Source organism: Pseudomonas mangrovi, assembly GCF_003052585.1.
GTDB lineage: Bacteria > Pseudomonadota > Gammaproteobacteria > Pseudomonadales > Pseudomonadaceae > Aquipseudomonas > Aquipseudomonas mangrovi.
This window is the reverse complement of the sequence record NZ_QASN01000022.1, coordinates 77,325-95,427: the sequence shown is the minus strand read 5'-3', so window position 1 is coordinate 95,427 and position 18,103 is coordinate 77,325. Positions and strand designations below refer to the sequence as shown.

19 protein-coding genes and 1 pseudogene are annotated in these 18,103 nt (G+C 65.4%); 13 read left to right on the top strand and 7 right to left on the bottom strand.

Annotated features, from left to right (window positions below; all coding sequences use genetic code 11):
- Positions 1–233: 233 nt before the first annotated feature.
- From DBO85_RS18590 to DBO85_RS18580, 3 genes are all read left to right on the top strand, one after another.
- The gene (locus DBO85_RS18590) at positions 234–1,529 is read left to right on the top strand and encodes an OprD family porin (protein ID WP_108109265.1); all 1,296 of its coding nucleotides are present in this window, start codon (positions 234–236) and stop codon (positions 1,527–1,529) included.
- A 168-nt stretch (positions 1,530–1,697) separates the two neighbouring features.
- Complete coding sequence (locus DBO85_RS18585) at positions 1,698–3,413, top strand: proline--tRNA ligase (protein WP_108109263.1); 1,716 nt, start codon at positions 1,698–1,700, stop codon at positions 3,411–3,413.
- A gap of 52 nt (positions 3,414–3,465) precedes the next feature.
- Positions 3,466–4,368 carry a hypothetical protein gene (locus DBO85_RS18580; RefSeq protein ID WP_233356650.1) on the top strand — a complete coding sequence of 301 codons (903 nt, stop codon included), beginning with the start codon at positions 3,466–3,468 and terminating at the stop codon, positions 4,366–4,368.
- A 133-nt stretch (positions 4,369–4,501) separates the two neighbouring features.
- Here the strand turns inward: DBO85_RS18580 and DBO85_RS18575 are convergent, their stop codons facing one another.
- Together DBO85_RS18575 and DBO85_RS18570 are read right to left on the bottom strand one after the other, a co-directional pair.
- Entirely contained in the window at positions 4,502–4,786 is a 285-nt protein-coding gene (locus DBO85_RS18575) for an acylphosphatase (RefSeq protein WP_267895622.1), read from the bottom strand.
- 5 nt (positions 4,787–4,791) lie between these two features.
- The gene (locus DBO85_RS18570) at positions 4,792–5,259 is read right to left on the bottom strand and encodes a TlpA family protein disulfide reductase (protein ID WP_108109257.1); all 468 of its coding nucleotides are present in this window, start codon (positions 5,257–5,259) and stop codon (positions 4,792–4,794) included.
- A gap of 30 nt (positions 5,260–5,289) precedes the next feature.
- Here DBO85_RS18570 and DBO85_RS18565 point away from each other — a divergent pair, with 30 nt between their 5' ends.
- Both DBO85_RS18565 and DBO85_RS18560 read left to right on the top strand, forming a co-directional pair.
- Complete coding sequence (locus DBO85_RS18565) at positions 5,290–6,699, top strand: PilZ domain-containing protein (protein WP_108109255.1); 1,410 nt, start codon at positions 5,290–5,292, stop codon at positions 6,697–6,699.
- A gap of 106 nt (positions 6,700–6,805) precedes the next feature.
- Positions 6,806–7,201, top strand: coding sequence for a hypothetical protein (locus DBO85_RS18560; RefSeq protein WP_108109253.1), 396 nt, complete (start codon positions 6,806–6,808; stop codon positions 7,199–7,201).
- Between the two features lie 386 nt (positions 7,202–7,587).
- Here the strand turns inward: DBO85_RS18560 and DBO85_RS18550 are convergent, their stop codons facing one another.
- Complete coding sequence (locus DBO85_RS18550) at positions 7,588–8,814, bottom strand: YihY family inner membrane protein (protein ID WP_108109251.1); 1,227 nt, start codon at positions 8,812–8,814, stop codon at positions 7,588–7,590.
- Between the two features lie 105 nt (positions 8,815–8,919).
- On the opposite strand from DBO85_RS18550, the gene arsC reads away from it, so the two are divergent.
- From arsC to DBO85_RS18530, 4 genes are read left to right on the top strand one after another with little or no spacing between them, the layout of a single operon-like run.
- On the top strand, positions 8,920–9,273 hold the full coding sequence (arsC, locus tag DBO85_RS18545) for an arsenate reductase (glutaredoxin) (protein ID WP_108109249.1): 354 nt from the start codon (positions 8,920–8,922) through the stop codon (positions 9,271–9,273).
- Positions 9,270–9,875, top strand: coding sequence for an NAD(P)H:quinone oxidoreductase (wrbA, locus tag DBO85_RS18540; RefSeq protein WP_108109247.1), 606 nt, complete (start codon positions 9,270–9,272; stop codon positions 9,873–9,875). Before arsC ends, wrbA begins: the two co-directional genes overlap by 4 nt.
- Complete coding sequence (locus tag DBO85_RS18535) at positions 9,868–10,272, top strand: DUF2069 domain-containing protein (RefSeq protein WP_108109245.1); 405 nt, start codon at positions 9,868–9,870, stop codon at positions 10,270–10,272. The genes wrbA and DBO85_RS18535 overlap by 8 nt, the downstream gene beginning before the upstream one ends.
- Complete coding sequence (locus DBO85_RS18530; RefSeq protein ID WP_108109243.1) at positions 10,272–10,982, top strand: alpha/beta fold hydrolase; 711 nt, start codon at positions 10,272–10,274, stop codon at positions 10,980–10,982. Before DBO85_RS18535 ends, DBO85_RS18530 begins: the two co-directional genes overlap by 1 nt.
- Here the strand turns inward: DBO85_RS18530 and hda are convergent.
- From hda to DBO85_RS18510, 4 genes and pseudogenes are all read right to left on the bottom strand, one after another.
- Complete coding sequence (gene hda, locus DBO85_RS18525; RefSeq protein ID WP_108109241.1) at positions 10,960–11,664, bottom strand: DnaA regulatory inactivator Hda; 705 nt, start codon at positions 11,662–11,664, stop codon at positions 10,960–10,962. The genes DBO85_RS18530 and hda overlap by 23 nt on opposite strands.
- Positions 11,661–12,747 (bottom strand): annotated as a pseudogene (locus DBO85_RS18520) (AI-2E family transporter); the annotation flags it as partial. The gene hda and the pseudogene DBO85_RS18520, both read right to left, overlap by 4 nt.
- Positions 12,748–12,756: 9 nt before the next feature.
- Positions 12,757–13,329: a CDP-alcohol phosphatidyltransferase family protein gene (locus DBO85_RS18515; RefSeq protein ID WP_108109237.1), complete on the bottom strand. Its 573-nt coding sequence runs from the start codon at positions 13,327–13,329 to the stop codon at positions 12,757–12,759.
- Positions 13,330–13,331: 2 nt separating this feature from the next.
- Positions 13,332–14,360, bottom strand: coding sequence for a DUF2066 domain-containing protein (locus DBO85_RS18510; protein WP_108109235.1), 1,029 nt, complete (start codon positions 14,358–14,360; stop codon positions 13,332–13,334).
- Positions 14,361–14,582: 222 nt separating this feature from the next.
- On the opposite strand from DBO85_RS18510, the gene purM reads away from it, so the two are divergent.
- Genes purM through DBO85_RS18490 form a run of 4 tightly spaced genes read left to right on the top strand, consistent with a single transcriptional unit; the run spans position 14,583 to position 18,029 of the window.
- Positions 14,583–15,641 carry a phosphoribosylformylglycinamidine cyclo-ligase gene (purM, locus tag DBO85_RS18505; RefSeq protein ID WP_108109233.1) on the top strand — a complete coding sequence of 353 codons (1,059 nt, stop codon included), beginning with the start codon at positions 14,583–14,585 and terminating at the stop codon, positions 15,639–15,641.
- Positions 15,641–16,288, top strand: coding sequence for a phosphoribosylglycinamide formyltransferase (gene purN, locus DBO85_RS18500; RefSeq protein WP_108109231.1), 648 nt, complete (start codon positions 15,641–15,643; stop codon positions 16,286–16,288). The genes purM and purN overlap by 1 nt, the downstream gene beginning before the upstream one ends.
- 54 nt (positions 16,289–16,342) lie before the next feature.
- Positions 16,343–17,062 carry a DUF3108 domain-containing protein gene (locus DBO85_RS18495; RefSeq protein ID WP_108109229.1) on the top strand — a complete coding sequence of 240 codons (720 nt, stop codon included), beginning with the start codon at positions 16,343–16,345 and terminating at the stop codon, positions 17,060–17,062.
- A gap of 58 nt (positions 17,063–17,120) precedes the next feature.
- The gene (locus DBO85_RS18490; protein ID WP_233356648.1) at positions 17,121–18,029 is read left to right on the top strand and encodes a DUF1853 family protein; all 909 of its coding nucleotides are present in this window, start codon (positions 17,121–17,123) and stop codon (positions 18,027–18,029) included.
- Positions 18,030–18,103 lie beyond the last annotated feature (74 nt).

Here is an 18,103-nt window from a genome sequence, read left to right as displayed (position 1 = left end):
CGCCCGCGAGCGCATCCGTACATTCACAAATAACCTCTGCGCCCGTCTGCGACGGGGCTTGCCCGAGACGCCTGGTAAATTGACGAAGGTCAGGGAAAGTCGGTGACATTCGGCGTCAAATCCCTAAAATCGCCGCCGACCTGTCGAACTCGCAGATCGCCTGCTATAGCTCTATGAATCCTGACCCTAGAGCACCGCTCGATCTATTCCCCCAAGAAAACCAGGAGCAACACATGCACACGATTCAGTGGAGCGCCCTCGCGCTGGCTGTTGCCGCCACCGCGTCCCCCCTCGCCATGGCAAGCCAGCAATCCGAATCCAAGGGATTCGTCGATGACAGCACCCTGCAACTGTTCAACCGTGCGCTCTACATGAACCGCGAGCACAAGAACGGCGCCGACTCGACCACAGACGGCTACTCCACACGCCGCAATGGCTACAGCGAGGAAACCGGCCTCGGCTTGCGCCTGCTGTTCGAATCGGGCTTCACCCAGGGTACCGTCGGCGTCGGTGTGGATGCCCATTCGCTGACCAGCGTGAAACTTGATAGTGGTAAAGGTCGCGCAGGCCTCGGCCTGTTCTCCACCGACAGCGATGGCCGTCCCGAACCGACCCAGTCCGAGGTTGGCGGTGCGCTCAAGCTGCGCCTGTCCAACACGGTGCTCAAGCATGGCAACCAGATCGTCGACATGCCGGTCCTCTCCAGCGACGACACGCGATTGCTGCCCGAGGTCGCCACCGGCACGCTACTGACGATGCAGGAGATCGAGAACCTCGAAGTGGTCGCCGGCCGCTTCACCGCACTGAGCAGCAAGGCTGGCAGCGGCCGAGACAGCGCCAGTTTCGAGGACATCAATGGCAATCAGGCGAACCTGAAGTCGATCAACCTCGGCGGCGTCAGCTACGCGTTCAGCGATGACCTTCAGGCCAGCGTGTTCGCATCGCGCGTGGAGGACACCTTCTCCAAGCGCTACATCAACCTCAACTACAGCCTCGCTGACCTGGAGCTGGACCTCAACGCCTACCGCACCAAGGACACCGGACGCAGCCTGGCCGGCGAGATCGACAACACCATCTGGAGTCTCGGCGCCACCTACAACATGGGGGCGCATGCCCTCGGCGTGGCCTACCAGCGCTCGTCGGGCAAGACCGGCTACGTCTACGGCATCGATGGTGCGGGCGCGGTCTATCTTGGCAACTCGGTACAGATCTCCGACTTCGACAGCGAAGACGAGCGCTCCTGGCAGGTTCGCTACGACCTGGACATGAAGGACTACGGTGTTCCCGGGTTGAGCTTCATGACCCGCTATGTCCGCGGCACCGACATCAACTGGGAAGACACCAGCGACGGCAAGGAAACCGAGTGGAACCTCGAGTCGGCCTACGTCGTCCAGAGCGGTCAGGCCAAGGACCTCACACTGCGCCTGCGCTACGCGGCCTATCGCGCCAACGGCGTACATAACGCCAACTACGCGCAGGACATGAATGACCTGCGCGTGTTCGTCGAATATCCGCTCAACTTCCTCTGACCCACCCTAGACGACCCGGCTCCCGCCGGGTCGTCTTTTTGTGCCCCGAACTTTCCACGGTGGCCGGCCGACCGCCTGCGAGCCCGCAACGGTGCGCGCCTGTACGACACCCGACAGGGCCCGTACAATGCCGCCCCATCCCAATTTCGCCAGACGAAGCGGTCAACCATGCGCACCAGCCAGTTCCTGCTCTCCACTCTCAAGGAAACCCCTTCCGACGCCGTCGTCATCAGCCATCAGCTGATGCTGCGCGCCGGCATGATCCGCAAGCTCGCCTCCGGCCTGTACACCTGGCTGCCGCTGGGACTGCGCGTGCTGCGCAAGGTCGAGAAGGTGGTGCGCGAGGAGATGGACAAGGCCGGCGCCCTGGAAGTCCTGATGCCGGCCATGCAGCCTGCTGAGCTGTGGCAGGAGTCCGGTCGCTGGGAGCAATACGGACCCGAACTGCTGCGCGTGCGTGACCGTCACGACCGCGAATTCTGCGTCGGCCCGACCCACGAGGAAGTGATCACCGATCTGGCACGCAACGAGCTGTCCAGCTACAAGCAACTGCCGATCAACCTGTACCAGATCCAGACCAAGTTCCGCGACGAGATCCGCCCGCGCTTCGGGCTGATGCGTGGCCGCGAGTTCCTGATGAAGGATGCCTACTCCTTCCACATCGACCAGGCGTCGCTGCAGGAAACCTACGACCGCATGCACCAGGCCTACTGCAACATCTTTACTCGCCTGGGCCTCAACTTCCGTCCGGTACAGGCCGATACCGGCTCCATCGGCGGCACCGGCTCCCACGAGTTTCACGTTCTGGCCGACTCCGGCGAGGACGACATCGCCTTCAGCGACAGCTCCGACTACGCCGCCAACATCGAGAAGGCCGAAGCCATCCCGCGCGAGACTGCGCGCGCCGCTGCAACCGAGGCCATGCGTCTGGTCGATACGCCGGACGCACGGACCATCGAGGAGCTGGTCAGCCAGTTCGGCGTGGCCATCGAGCGTACGGTCAAGACACTGGTGGTGCATGCCGCCGAGGAAGGCCAGCTGATCGCCCTGATCGTACGCGGCGACCACGAGCTGAACGAGATCAAGGCCGCCAACCATGAACGGGTCGCCAGCCCGCTGGTATTTGCCAGCGATGCCGAGATTCGCGCTGCCATCGGCGCAGGCCCCGGCTCGCTGGGCCCGCTGAATCTGCCGATCCCCTGCATCATCGACCGCAGCGTGGCACTGATGGGCGACTTTGCCGCCGGCGCCAATATCGACGGCAAGCACCACTTCGGCCTGAACTGGGAGCGTGATCTGCCGCTGCCGGCGGTCGCCGACCTGCGCAACGTGGTCGAAGGCGATCCCAGCCCTGACGGCCAGGGCAACCTGGAGATCAAGCGCGGCATCGAGGTCGGCCACATCTTCCAGCTCGGCAGCAAGTACAGCCAGGCGCTCAACTGCACCGTGATGGGCGAGAACGGCAAACCCACCGTGCTGACCATGGGCTGCTACGGCATCGGCGTTTCCCGCGTGGTCGCCGCCGCCATCGAGCAGAACTTCGATGAGCGCGGCATTCTCTGGAACGACGCGCTGGCACCCTTCCAGATCGCCCTGGTAGCGCTGCGCTACGAGAATGAAGAGGTGCGCGCCGCCACCGACCAGCTCTACACCGAGCTGACCGCCGCCGGTTACGAAGTGCTGCTCGACGACCGCGACAAGAAGACCAGCCCAGGCATCAAGTTCGCCGACATGGAGCTGATCGGCATCCCGCACCGCCTGGTGGTCAGTGACCGCGGCCTTGCCGAGGGCATGCTCGAGTACAAGCACCGCCGCGACAGCGAGGCGCAGAGCCTGCCGCTGGCCGACGCGCTGTCGTTCCTGCAGTCGCGCATCCAGCGCTGATCGGATCGCCATGTCGCCCTCACGCACCCTTCTTCTCGTATCGCTCGGCACAATGCTGCTGAGCGGCTGTGCCAATCAGCTGCCGCAACGCAGCGAGCATGAGGAGCGGGTCGAGCGGCGCCTGATCGACCACCGCCTGCTGATCGACATCGGCCAGCCGGCCGTGCTCGAACTGCCAAAACGGCGGGTACGCATCCTCGAGCAGAAGAGCTTCGAGGCCACCGTCTACGAAGTCAGTCGACGCTACGACCGTTACACGCCCTACCAGCCCTGGCGGGAGATCTACGAAATCCCGCTGGGCGCACTGGCGGTGGTCGCCGGCGTCGGCGCCAATCTGCTCAACGTGGTGGCGCTGGGCAATCTGCCGGATAGCGCGACCCGCGGCTGGTTCGACTATGGCTTTGCCGGGCTCAATCCGGCACTGAATACCGAATCCAACAGCCGCTCCCAGCAGAATCTGGCGCTGCTCGACGAACGCCTGCTGGAAGCCCGTACGGAATACTCCAACCTGCCCTGGGCCGAACGCCCGGTACAGATTCAGGCAGGCACCCAGCAGCACGAGATGTTTACCGACCGCAACGGCGTTCTGCATCTGAACCTGCTCGACTCCCCCCTTGCCGACCAGGATCTTGGCCAGATCGCCAGCCTGCGGCTGAGGGTCGAAGACCCACACGACGACTCTCGTGCCGAAGCCCTGCTGCTGGTGGGCAGGGACCTGCGCGGCAAGCTGGGCGAAGCGCACCGGCTGATTTACGAGGATCTGGAAGGCGGCGATGTCGCACAGTGGGTCGAGCGGGTCCGGCGCCTGGCGGAACTGGGCCTGGAAGAGGAAGCCAGCGAACTGGAGCTGGGCCTGATCGAGTTGACCCGCAACGATCCGCAACTGCAGCAGGAACTGATCCAGCGTCTGCGTGAAGAAGCCGGCCGGTCGGTCACCGAGCCGCATAGCGACTAGAAGCCGAGCCAGCGGCCTGCCCGGCCAACAGCAACTCGCAGCGTCACCTCGTGCGCTGCCGTTTCTCGCGCCAGCATCGCCGCCTGCCATGCAAGCCTTGCCCGGATTTGCGCAAACGGATCAGCCGTCCCGCCTACTGTCCGGACGGCGCGTCCTCACGCACCTGGAAGTCGGTCAACCCCTGGGCCAGGCAGTCCTGTTCGCTCAGACTGTCGACCCGCGCGGCGGCGGGACCGCTGCGCAGCCAGGCGAGCATCGACTGCAACGCCTGGCCGTCACCTTCGAGAAAGTACTCGACGCGCCCGTCCGGACAATTGCGCACCCAGCCGCAAAGACCCAGCTGCACAGCCTGGAGCCTGGCGTGACGGCGAAAACCGACGCCCTGCACACGCCCGCCTGCATATCCGTGAACCGCCACCACGGTCACTGCGCCTGACGCGCTGCGGCGAGCTTCTCGCGCAGTCCATCGGCGGTCTGCTCGCCGGCCAGCTGCGCATGCACGCGACCGTCCGGGGCAACGATGTAGGTCACCGGCAGCACCTGGCTCGGCGGCAACGAGTAGCGCGGCGCCGGATCGCTCGCCAGCACGCGAAACTCGATACCCATCTCCGCACTCGCCTTGCTCAAGGCCTCGCCCTGCAGGCCGTCGAAGTTCACCCCGAGCACCTGCGCACCGCTGCCTTGCAGGGAACGATCGAGCGCGTTGAGTTCCGGAATCTCGTGGCGACAGGGTCCGCACCACTGTGCCCAGTAATTGATGATTAACCACTGGCCTTCAAGGCTCGCAGCCGTTACCTTTCGACCATGTTGATCGAGGCCGGCGTCCGCACCACAGGCCGCCAGGAGCAGAGCGCCAAGACCTGCCATGACCCATCGAATCACTCTCGCCATGCATTGGATTCCTTTTCGAACAGAGTTGCCATGACCCTGGATGCGCTACGCCTGGAAGTGCCGGACATTCTCGAGGACAGCGAAAGCTGCTCGCAGCGTCTGGTCGAGCAACTTGCGCAAACCCGGCAGTTGCCGCCCGAAGGTGCGCTCCAGGCGCTTCTGAGCCTGCTGTTCAGGCTCAACCGCAGCGGCATGACCTTACTCGAACGGCAGCGCAGCCTGCAAAACTTCAGCGACGAATACCGTGTCCAGGTCGCACGCCTGTCTCCCGGCCAACTGCCCTCGGCCCTGTTCGTCAAGCTGTGTGGCGAACTGGCAATCGGCTTCAAGCGCCTGCTACTGCAGATGCTGCATGGCCGCCAGCCGTCGCGTCAGCACCTCGCCTGGTGCCTGTACATGGCGCAGTACTTTCTTTCCCAGAGCATGCTGCGCCAATACCAGCTGTATCAGGAGCCGCCACCCGGGCAGTGGCGCGACAGCCATCTCCTCTACTGGCTGGGCGAACACGAGCATTGCCTGGACGAAACCGTCTCGGCGGCATTTCTGCCGCAACCGGCCTGCACCCTGCGCGGCCTGTACCAGCAGTTGCTGTTGCTGGCCCTGAGCAACCCCTTCCACCTCAACGACAACGAAGCGCCGCAGCTCTACAGCGCCCTGGCAAACCACGCGACGATGCCGCGCCTGCTGGCCTGGGACGAGGATGACGATGCCCCGGGCCTGATGGTGGACCTGTCTACCGCCCTGCCCTGTCAACCGTTCGAACACCTGCCGCGTAGCGAGGCGCACTATCTGCGTCGCTTCGAGCTGGGTCCGCTGCTGGTCGCGCTGAATGAGCCGACGCCCCTGCAGAGCGTCGAGGAACAGCGTCTGCTGGAGCGGGTCAGGCAGCACTGGCTGGGACGCCAGCAACGCCGTCACGAACGCACCGAACAGGAAGGCGAGTGCCAGATGGTGGTCGGCCTGAACGCGATCCACGCGCAATTGCTCGAGCAGCGGCCACCGCATTGCAGCACCCGCATCGTCGATGGCAGCCCCGGCGGCGCGCGCCTGCTATGCAACCTGGATCAAGGCGCGCAGCTGCCCGTCGGCCAACTGGTTCTGCTGCTCCCCGCCAGCGGCACCCCGCTGCTGGCGCTGATCCGCTGGCGCCACCAGAACAGTCAGGGCCTGCACCTGGGGCTGCGCTATCTCAAGGGCTTGCCACGCCCCGTCTGGCTGCGCCGCGCACCCAGTGCACAGACCCATCCTGGCGTAATGCAGAGCACGCCGGTACAGGGAGGCGGCTGGCACCACGGTCTCTGGCTGCCGCACGGCCAGTTCGTCGAAGGCGAAAACCTCTGGCTGCAGCTGCACAATGTGCATAACCAGACGATCCTGCCGTTACCGCCGGCGAATCTGACAAGTGCCTCGGTAGTCCGCTATCCCCTGCGTCTGGCCTGAGCAAAATGCGCGACCGGTCACACCGAACCTCGGCAGAGCGCACAGTTTGGTAGCCGCGGCGCTGCCTATAATTCCCCATCCTTTCGTTCCAGCCTGGGAATTCGTTATGTCCAATACCCATGACAAGCCGATTGGCCCGGTGCCTTCCCACATCATCGCCGGTGCGCGCCTGCAGCTGACCGCCTACGAAGGTCGCGTGGCGGAGTTCAACGTCGCCAGTTGGCTGCAACTGCCGGGGCTGGCCAATCTGCCAGTGTCGATGATCGTCACCTACCGTGATGCGGGCGCACTGCGTGAAGTCAGCGTCGACCATGGCAAGGTCAACAGCCATGGCAAGATCCTGCTCTCCGGCATTGCACGCATGCCGGTGAAACAGAAGCTCGAAGAAGTCCTGATCTGCCTGCGCTCCGCCGTACCGGCCAAGGCGCTGATCGTTGAAGAGCTGTTCGTCCAGGCCGTAGAACCGGCCAATGCCCAGGACGACAGCCAGGCGATGGCCTGACAGCAAAGCGCCCCGACTCTGCGGGGCGCTTGTTCATTTCCCAGACCTAGCGACCGCTCAGGCCTCCAGTGCCTCGCGCGAGCATTCTCGTGCGCGCATCACCTCATCCTCGGCCACCTGGCGGCAGTAGCCGACCAACGATTCCGGCCAGCGGGAAAATCCCAGCCCAGTGACGCGATTGAGATGTTCGAGTGCTTCTCTCGGCTTGCGCCTGTGCAGGTGAACTACTTTTGCCGAGCCTGTTTCCATGATCGCGTCCCCGGGAATGCCTGATATCAACCCGATGGCACTCCAGCTAAAACCGTGCCAATCCCTTTGGGCCTTGAAACAGGCGTCTTTTCAACCCTGGGGCAGGATGAAAGAGTGAAGTGCGCCGCAATCTGACGTTATTTGTCAGTCGACTTCGGATGCAGCCAGGTAGCCAGGTCACCACCGAGCAACTGACGGCGCTCCTCGTGCAGTTTCTCCAGGGCTACGCGAAAGCTGCCGTACCAGGGCTCGTCCAGGCGGGCCGGCAACTGTTCCAGGCGCGGCAACGGCCAGGGACTGCGATCAAGCAAATGCTGGACGCTCAGCTCGCGCAGATCGCGGCACAGCGCCCAGTTGCCATTCGCCGTACGGCAGATCAGACGCTCCTGCTCGAGATGGTCGAGGATCTCGTTCCACTCCTCCTCGGGCATCAGCCAGCCGGCCCGCTGCACGTCAGCATGGCCCAGGTCGCCACCTCTGAGCTGACGCTCGTAGAACAGCCGCAGGATGCCCAGCATCACCAGCGGACGCGGCAACGCCAGTTCGCGCCAGCGGTAGTTGTAGCCAAGATTGCAGGCCATTTCTGCGCCGAACAGGACGATCAGCCAGCTCAGGTAGATCCACAGCAGAAACAGCGGAACGGTAGCGAAGGCGCCATAGATCAGGTGGTAGCCGGGAAACAGGCTGACGTAGAGGCCGAAAATTCCCTTGGCCGCCTCGAACAGTACGGCGGTGAAGGCACCGCCGAGAAAGGCATGGCGCAGCGGCACCCGAGCGTTCGGCACAGTCGCGTAGAGCAGGGTGAAAGCCGCGACGCTGCTCAACAGCGGCATGAAGCCGATCAGCGTCTTGGCCCCCATCACCGCGTCCGGCCCGGACAGCAGCGCCAGCGAAGTGATGTAGGTGCTGGCGGCAAAGCCTGCGCCAAGTAGCAGCGGACCCAGGCTGAGAATCGCCCAATAGAGCAGGAAGCTGGCTACGCCACGCCGCGGCTGGCGCACTCGCCAGATGGTATTGAAGGTCTTCTCGATGGTGACCAGCATGGCGTAGGCGGTGACCGCCAGTACCACCACGCCTACCCAGGTCAGCTGCCGCGCCTGGGTGATGAAGTCACGCAGGTAGACCTGCACGGTTTCGCCAGTGGACGGCACGAAGTTGTTGAAGACGAATGACTGGATCTGCTCGCCCATCCCCTGAAAGGCCGGAACCGCCGAGAGCATGACGAACACCACGGTCATCATCGGCACCACCGCGAACAGCGTGGTGTAGGTCAGAGCCGCGGCGCTGTTGATACAGCGATCGGCAAGAAAGCGTTGCAACAGGAAGCGCCAGAACGCCGTTATCTCGGTAACCCGCGGATCCATGTCCTCTCCTTGCCGATGACTGACCAATCCGTTGCCCGAACGCGCCTCGCAGCGCAGGACCCGGGTAGAATACCCGCCTTTCGCGACCACGAGGCGACCTCGCGCATGACCGACGCCACCCTCTACCACAATCCTCGCTGCTCCAAATCCCGCGCCGCACTCGAACTGCTGCAGGCCCGGGGCGTGGAGCCAAGCATTGTTCGCTATCTGGAAACGCCGCCGACCGACGCGGACCTGCGCGCCCTGCTGCGCAAGCTGGACATCCCCGCCCGACAGCTGCTGCGCAGCTCCGAGGACGAGTACAAGAGCCTCGGCCTTGCAGATCCGACCCTGGATGAAGACGCTTTGATCCGCGCCATGCTTGATCATCCGAAGCTGATCGAACGACCGATCCTGATCGTCGGCGAGCGTGCCGTGGTGGGGCGTCCGCCGGAGCGAATCCTGGAGTTGCTGGCATGAACGCGCCCTACATTCTGGTGCTCTACTACAGCCGTCATGGCGCCACCGCGCAGATGGCCCGGCAGATCGCCCGTGGCGTGGAAAGCGCCGGCATGGAGGCGCGCCTGCGCACGGTGCCTGCGGTTTCCACCGAGTGCGCAGCCACCGCTCCGGAAATCCCCGAGGACGGTCCGCTCTACGCAAGCCTTGAGGATCTGCGCGGCTGCGCCGGCCTGGCGCTCGGCAGTCCGACCCGCTTCGGCAACATGGCCGCCGCGCTGAAGTATTTCCTCGATGGCACCAACAGCCTGTGGCTGACGGGCGAGCTGGTCGGCAAGCCCGCTGGCGTCTTCACCTCCACCGCGAGCCTGCATGGCGGCCAGGAAAGCACGCTGCTGTCGATGATGCTGCCGCTGCTGCACCACGGCATGCTGATCACCGGCATCCCCTATAGCGAACCCGCGCTACTGGAAACCCGCGGCGGCGGCACGCCCTATGGCGCCAGCCACCACGCCGGCAGCGATGGCAAGCGCAGCCTCGACGAGCAGGAAATCCAGCTCTGCCGGGCCCTGGGCCAGCGTCTGGCACTTGTCGCCCGCCAACTGGAGGCCGCCAATGGCTAGAAAGTCCAAGCCGCTACCGACGCTGGAGTGGCTGCAGCCGCGGTTGCGCGTCACCCGCGTGCTCAGCCTGCTCAGCTTCCTGGGGCTGATGGCCCTGCTGACCATCGCCACCGCTATCGCCTATGACGGCAAGCCGATGTGGATACTGATCGGCATACAGCTGCTACCACTGCTGGTCATGCTGCCCGGCATCCTGCTGGGGAACGCCCGCGGTCACGCCTGGGCTCTGTTCGTGATCAACCTGTACTTCATCCAGGGCGTGCTCACCCTGTTCCACCCCGACCTGCGCCTGTTCGCGCTGCTGGAGTGCAGCCTCACCCTGCTGTTCTTCTGCGCGGCGATGATGTACACCCGCTACCGCTTCCAGTACAACCGCCGCCTCGCCGGCGAGAGCTGATGACGGCAGCGGCTCTGCGCCTGGTACTGCTGCCCGGCCTGAACGGGGATGGCGAGCTGTTCGCGCCGCTGCTTGCCGAACTCCCCGCCAGCCTGCATCCGCTGATCCTGCCCCTGCCGGGGACAGGCGCCCAGGATCACGCCAGCCTGGCGCGGGCGTTGCGCCCACAACTGGAGGCGCTCGACGGCCCCTTCATGGTGCTCGGAGAGTCCTTCTCCGGCGCCCTCGCCCATCGCCTCTGCAACGAACTCGACCACGCACCGCTCGGGCTGATCCTGGCAAGCAGTTTTCTGCAACGACCGCGCACGCTGCTGCCGCCGGCAGCACTGCTCGGCAGCCTGCGCGGACTGCTGCTGGAACCCTGGCTGATCAAGGCGTTCTGCCTTGGCCCAGGCGCCGCACCCGAGCTGGTCACCCTGGTCGGCAGGCAGGTGGCGCAGCTGCCGACGGCGCTGCTCAACGCGCGCCTGGAGGTGCTGCGCCGCATGCGACCACCGCCGCTGAAGCTGGCGCTACCGACCCTGCAGCTGGCCGCCCGCCAGGATCGCCTGGTCAGCGGCGCGGCCAGTCGTGGCACGGCGCACTATTGCAGCGACCTGCAACGCATCGAGCTGGATGGCCCGCACTTTCTCCTGCAGCGCGAGCCACGTGCCTGTGCTCAGGCGATCGCGGCGTTCGCCGTGCGCCTTACCAGTCGAGAACTTCCTTGAGGAAGGGAATGGTCAGCTTGCGCTGCGCCTGCAGCGAGGCCTGATCCAGACGCTCCAGCAAGGCGAACAGATCGCTCATGCTGCGGCTGCCGCGGGTGAGAATGAAGCGCGCCACGTCATCCGGCAGCTGCAGCCCGCGGCGCGAGGCGCGCAACTGCAAGGCGCGCAGCTTGTCCTCGTCCGACAGCAACTGCAGCTGGAACACCAGCGCCAGGCTCAGGCGCGAACTCAGGTCGGCCAGCTGCACCGGCAGCTCGCGGGGCGCCGCGTCGGCCGCCAGCAGCAGACAGCTGCCGGCATCGCGCAGGCGATTGAACAGGTGGAACAGCGCTTCTTCCCAATCGGCGCGACCGACCACCGCCTGCACATCGTCCAGGCAGACCAGCGCGCACTGCTCGAGTCCCTCCAGCAGCAGCGGCCCGTGCTCGACCAGCTCTGCCAGCGGCAGATAGACCGCCTGCTCGCCGCGCTGCTCGAAGCGCAGACAGGCCGCCTGCAGCAGGTGACTGCGACCCACGCCCGTCGCGCCCCAGAGGTAGATCAGGCTCTCCGCCCAGCCGGCATCGGCTTCGCACAGACGCTCGACATAGCCAAGCGCCACCGGATTGGCGGCGGGATAGTAATTGGCGAAGGTCGCGTCATCGCGCAGGCGCACGCCCAGCGGCAGTTGGATCGGCTTCATGCAGGGCCCGGAGGGTCATCGGAGACGACCGCCGCCGGCTCCCGATAAAGGTCGGAAAGTTTATACAGCTCGTGCAGATGGCGCAGCAGCACGACGATCACCGCCGCCACCGGCAAGGCCAGCAGTACGCCGGTGAAGCCGAACAGCTGCCCGCCGGCGAGGATGGCGAAGATCACCGCCACCGGATGCAGGCCGATGCGATCGCCCACCAGCAGCGGTGTCAGCAGCATCCCCTCAAGCATTTGACCGACCATGAACACTACGCCGATCCCCAGCAGCGGCAGCGGCGCCAGGCCGAACTGGAACAGCGCGGCCGCCAGCGCGGCACTCAGGCCGACGATGAAGCCCATGTAGGGCACCACGCTGGCGAGCCCGGCGAGGACCCCGATCAGCAGGCCGAGCTCCAGGCCCAGCAGCATCAATCCAGTGGAATAGATCACCGCCAGTGCCAGCATCACCAGCAGCTGGCCGCGCAGGAAGGCGCCGAGCACCTCGTGGCACTCGCCGGCCAGACGCACCACCGAGGCTTCGCGTGAGCGCGGCAACAGCGCGCGCAATCTCGCCATCAGCAAGTCCCAGTCACGCATCAGGTAGAACGCCACCACCGGAATCAGCAGCAGATTGCCGAGCCAGGCGAGCAGCGCCAGGCTCGACGCCGTGGCCTGACCGAGCACCCGGGCGAAGATGCCCCCGGCGCCGTCGAGCTGGCCGGCGAAGGTCGCCTTGAGCTGCTCGAAACGCCAGAAATCCTCGGCCAGCCCCAGTTGCTGCTGCAGCCAGGGCAACGCCATCAGCTGCAACCAGTCGAGCATCTGCGGTGCCAGTTCGTAGAGCCGGACCAACTGGCGCCCGAGCATCGGGATCAGCACCAACAGCGCAGCGAGCACCAGCAGGCCGAACAGGGCAAAGACCAGCACCACCGCCCAGGTCCGCGGGATACGCCGCGCTTCGAGTCGATCAACCAGCGGGTCGCCCATGTAGGCCAGCAGGATGCCGGCGAGGAACGGTGCCAGCACCGGATGCAGCAGATACAGCAACCAGCCGAGCAGTGCCACGGCCAGTATCCAGCCACCTTGTCGTATCAACGGCATATCAGGCTCCTTGCCTTGCCAGACGGAAATTCAGGCTCCAGCGCCAGACGTAGTGCGCGCCACTGGCCAATGCCAGTGCCGCCACCAGCAGCACCATAGGCTCGCGGACCAGCGCGAAGGCCGGTAGCAGGCTCAGTTCGAGCAGGACCGCAATGATCAGGATGATCTGCGCCACGGTGGAACACTTACCCAGCCAGCTCGGCCGGAACTCGAGTCGCCCAACCAGCAGCCGGTAGCAGGCCGCCCCAATCAGGATCAACAGGTCACGCAGCAGGATCAGCAGCGTCAGCCACCAGGGCAGCACCTGAACCAGGGTCAGACACAGGTAGGCCGTGACCAGCAAAAGCTTGTCGGCCAGCGGATCGAGCATCGAGCCCAACCGGCTGGTCCAGGCGAAGCGCCGGGCAAGAAAGCCGTCCAGCGCATCGGAAATACCGGCAACGGCGAACAGCAACAGCGCTGGCGAATAGCGCTCGCCCAGCAGCATGAAGGTGATCGGCAGGCTCAACAGCATGCGCGCAACCGTCAGCAGGTTGGGTATCTGATGCCACGGCAATCCCTGCACGCTGCGCATGCCTACCAGCGAAACCAGAGGCGGTTGGCAGGGATCTGCGCCGGCGCTGTGGTGCCGTCAGCCGCGGGTTGCTCGGCGCTGGGTGCCGGCGCATCGACCTCCTGCAACTGCAGCAGGCCAAGCTGGGCGCGCAACTGATCCGGGCTGGCCTTGACCGCGTACACCAATCGATCACCCTCGACGCTCACCAGGCGCGCACCCAGCGCGTCCAGCAGGCGCTCGAGATCGGCATAGCGGGCCAGGTTGGCGCCTTCGATCCAGACTTCCAGATCGCTCGCCGCTCCCGGCGGGGCAACGAAATGCTCGGCCAGGCGCTGCAGCACCGCGAGCATCACCGCATCCGCCAGTTGCTCGCGGTCGGCCGCACTGACCTTGCCCTGCGCGGTCTGGTCGAGGAAGCGAATGCGCCACTGCGCCTGCCACTTGCCGTCCTGCTCGGCACTGACTACCGCCAGCAACACATCCGCCGCATAGCGTTCGGACACCTCGGCGAGGCCATCGAACTCCGCGCTGGACAGCGCCTCGGAGGTGGCCGCCAGCTGCTCGTTCAGGTCCGCCAGCGGCAGGCGCAACGGCAGGCCACGATGCTGCGCCGCGCGGCGCAGGGTTTCGGCGGTGCTCTGGCCATCGCCCACCAGCGTGCTGCCACCGAGCTCCTCCTCCAGCCACCAGGCAAGAATCAGCGGACGGTTGTTACCCCACAGCGCCAGCCCTGCCTGGCGCAAGGCGCGCTCACTGCTGGCCGGATCGAACTCGACGACCAGTGCCGAGCCGTCGGCCTCGAAGCCGAACTGGCTGATGATCTTTTCCGGAGCGGCACGCAGTTCGGCCAGCGCAGGCGCCTGCGGCGCATCCGCCTTGCCGCTGAGACGAACGATCAGGCTGTCCAGCGCGCGGGTCAGCATGGCGTCACGTGCCACGCCCTCGACCGCCGGCTCGCGGACCTGATGCAGATGCGCCAGGGGTTCGGCCAGGGCACAGAAGCTGGCGAAAGACAGGAAAAGTGCCGGCAGGGAAGCTCGGAGAAACATTGCGGATCGCTCGCAGGCGGAAAACAGGCGCCTACCTTAAACAGCCGCCGAGACAGCAGCAACTGACGCTGGCGGATATTCCACGCAAATTCCGCAGGTATTGATGCAAGCCGCACCGATGGCCGCTGCGCGGCAAGCCTGATAAAATCGCGCGCTTTCCGAAGGCCGCCCAGCTCACCTGGTGGCCGGTACTGAATTCCCTCCGTTCAAAGGCCCGAATCCATGAGCAAGCAACCCTCCATCAGCTACAAGGACGCAGGTGTCGACATCGATGCCGGCGAAGCCCTGGTCGAGCGCATCAAGGGCGTCGCCAAGCGCACCGCGCGGCCGGAAGTGATGGGTGGGCTGGGCGGCTTCGGCGCCCTCTGCGAGATCCCCGCCGGTTATCGCCAGCCGGTACTGGTCTCCGGCACCGACGGCGTCGGCACCAAGCTGCGCCTGGCGCTGAACCTGAATCGCCACGACAGCATCGGCCAGGACCTGGTCGCCATGTGCGTCAACGACCTGGTGGTCTGTGGTGCCGAGCCGCTGTTCTTCCTCGACTACTACGCCACCGGCAAGCTCAATGTCGACGTCGCTGCCACCGTGGTCACCGGCATCGGCGCCGGCTGCGAACTGGCCGGCTGCTCGCTGGTCGGTGGCGAGACCGCCGAGATGCCGGGCATGTACGAAGGCGAAGACTACGACCTGGCCGGCTTCTGCGTCGGCGTGGTGGAGAAGGCCGAGATCATCGACGGCTCCAAAGTCGCCCAGGGCGACGCACTGATCGCGCTGCCCTCCTCCGGCCCGCACTCCAACGGCTACTCGCTGATCCGCAAGATCCTCGAAGTGTCCGGCAGCGACATCGAAGCCACCGAGCTGAACGGCCAGAAGCTGGCCGACCTGCTGATGGCGCCGACCCGCATCTATGTGAAACCGCTGCTCAAGCTGATCAAGGACACCGGCGCGGTCAAGGCCATGGCCCACATCACTGGCGGCGGCCTGCTCGACAACATCCCGCGAGTACTGCCTGAAGGCGCCCAGGCGATCATCGACGTGGCCAGCTGGACCCGCCCGGCGGTGTTCGACTGGCTGCAGGAGAAAGGCAACGTCGATGAGCACGAGATGCACCGGGTGCTCAACTGCGGCGTCGGCATGGTCATCTGCGTGGCCCAGGACCAGGTGGACACTGCCCTTGCCAGCCTGCGTGCCGAAGGCGAGTCGCCCTGGGTGATCGGCCAGATCGGCAGCGCCGCGGCAGGCGCCGAACAAGTCGTGCTGAACAATCTGAAAGCACATTGATGGGCTGCCGGGTCGTCGTCCTGATTTCGGGCTCCGGCAGCAACCTGCAGGCGCTGATCGACAGCTGCCAGAACGGCGAGAGTCCGGCGAGCATCTGCGCGGTGATATCCAACCGTGCCGATGCCTATGGGTTGACCCGTGCCAAGAACGCCGGCATTCCCACCGCCGTTCTCGACCACAAGCAGTACGCCGGCCGCGAAGCCTTCGACGACGCACTGATGCAGGTGATAGACAGCCACCAGCCCGACCTGGTGGTGCTGGCCGGCTTCATGCGTATCCTCACTGCCGGCTTCGTGCGCCACTACCAGGGCCGGCTGCTGAACATCCACCCCTCGCTGCTGCCACGGCACAAGGGTCTGCATACGCACCAGCGCGCGCTCGACGAGGGCGACCCGGAACACGGCTGCAGCGTGCATTTCGTCAGCGAGGAACTCGATGGCGGGCCGGTGGTCGTACAGGCCGTGTTGCGCGTGGCCGCGGACGATACGGCGCAAAGCCTGGCCGAACGCGTCCATCATCTGGAACACCAGATCTACCCACTCGCCGTACGCTGGTTCGCCGAAGGCCGCTTGCGCCTGACGACCGATGGCGCAATGCTGGACGAACGGCGTCTGGCGAACTGCGGTGAGCAGATCCGCCCGGCCTGACCTTATTCCGCACAGCCTTCCCGGCTCCTGCACGACAGCACCCAAGGAGATTCCATGCGTCGAGCTCTGCTGCTTGTTCTCGCACTCTGTGCCACCAGCGCCCAGGCTCTGCAACCCACCCCCTTCAGCGCCAGCTACACCGCCGACTGGAAGCAACTGCCGGTCAGCGGCAGTGCCGAACGCAGCCTGGAAGCGCTGCCCGACGGACGCTGGAAGCTCAACTTCGAAGCCTCGATGCTGCTCGCCGGTCTCACCGAAGAGAGCATCTTTCGCGTCGATGGCGACACCCTGATACCGGTGACCTACCGCTACAGCCGCAATGGCCTGGGCAAGAGCAAGGAAGTCGAGCAGGACTTCGACTGGACCCAGAAGCAAGTCCTCGGCAGTGATCGCGGCGACCCACTGCGACTGCCGATCAACCTCGGCGTGCTCGACAAGTCGACCTATCAGCAGGCGCTGCAACACGACATCGCCGCAGGCAAGACCAGCATGAGCTACCAGGTGGTCGACGGTGACGAGATCGACGTCTACGACTTTCGCGTACTCGGCGAAGAGGCCGTGCAGACCCGTGCCGGGCTGATCGACGCGATCAAGGTCGAGCGTGTCCGCGACCCGACCCAGAGCAGCCGCAAGACCGTGCTCTGGTTCGCCAAGGACTGGGACTACCTGCTGGTACGCCTGCATCAGGTCGAGAAGGACGGCAAGGAGTACCAGATCATGCTCAAGAGTGGCAGCGTCAACGGCCGCAAGGTGACCGGTCGCAGCCGCGACTGACCTGAGCACCCCTGATCGGCGCCCGCCAGGCGCCGATCATTTCTGCAGCCGAGACGCTATGCTCGGCAACATGCAGCCCTTCTCCAGCCTCGCCGAACTGCCTCTGCGACTGCGTCATGACGCCGTCCGCGAACTTGCCTGGACGCTGGTCTCGCCGCCGCTGATCGAGACCGCCGCCTGCCCGCTTCGCCACCCGCTGCAGGCCAGCGACTGGGCGGCCAGACCACAGGTACTCGGCGACTGGCTGCTGCAGTTGGACGCTAAGCCGGACGCCCTGATCGCCTTTCTCCAACAGCAACCGGTACGCCGCCTGGGCCACTACTATGAATGCCTCTGGCAGTTCGCCCTGCAGGCGGCGCCGGGTGTCGAGTTGCTGGCGCACAACCTGCCGGTACGTGTCGGCACGCAGACCCTGGGCGAACTCGACCTGCTGCTGCGCGATCAGGAAGGCGTGCACCACGTGGAGCTGGCGGTGAAGTTCTATCTGGGGGTTGCCGAGACAGACGGCGCAGTACGCTGGTGGGGCCCCAACCCGCGCGATCGCCTGGATCTCAAGCTCGCCCACCTGTGCCGGCACCAGTTGCCGCTGTCCGGGCACCCCGCCGCGCGCGAGCTGCTGCCCAGGGGCCCGGTGCACGCCTCGTTCTGGATGGGCGGCTGGCTGTTCGATCCGTCCGGCGTTGATCTACCCGCCCTGCCGGGTCAGACCGGCAACAGGCCACGAAGCCGCTGGCAGCTGGACCAGGACTGGTCGCCGGAAGCCGGCGAAGAATGGATTGAAGTACCGCGTCTGTCCTGGCTGGCGCCACTGCGCCGAAGCGGGCGACCCGCCGCCCTGCTCGAACCTGCGGAGCTGAGCCGGCCTCGCCTGCTGGCACGCCTGCAGGAGCAGGCCGATGGAAGCTGGCACGAAGTGCAGAGAATGTTCCTGCTCCCCAACGACTGGATTACCCAGACACGCAGCTAAAAGCTGCCTTTTCTGGCATTGCCTTGCAGTACCCCAAGCCGCAGCGCAACGCAGGTCACGCATGCCACCCGCGC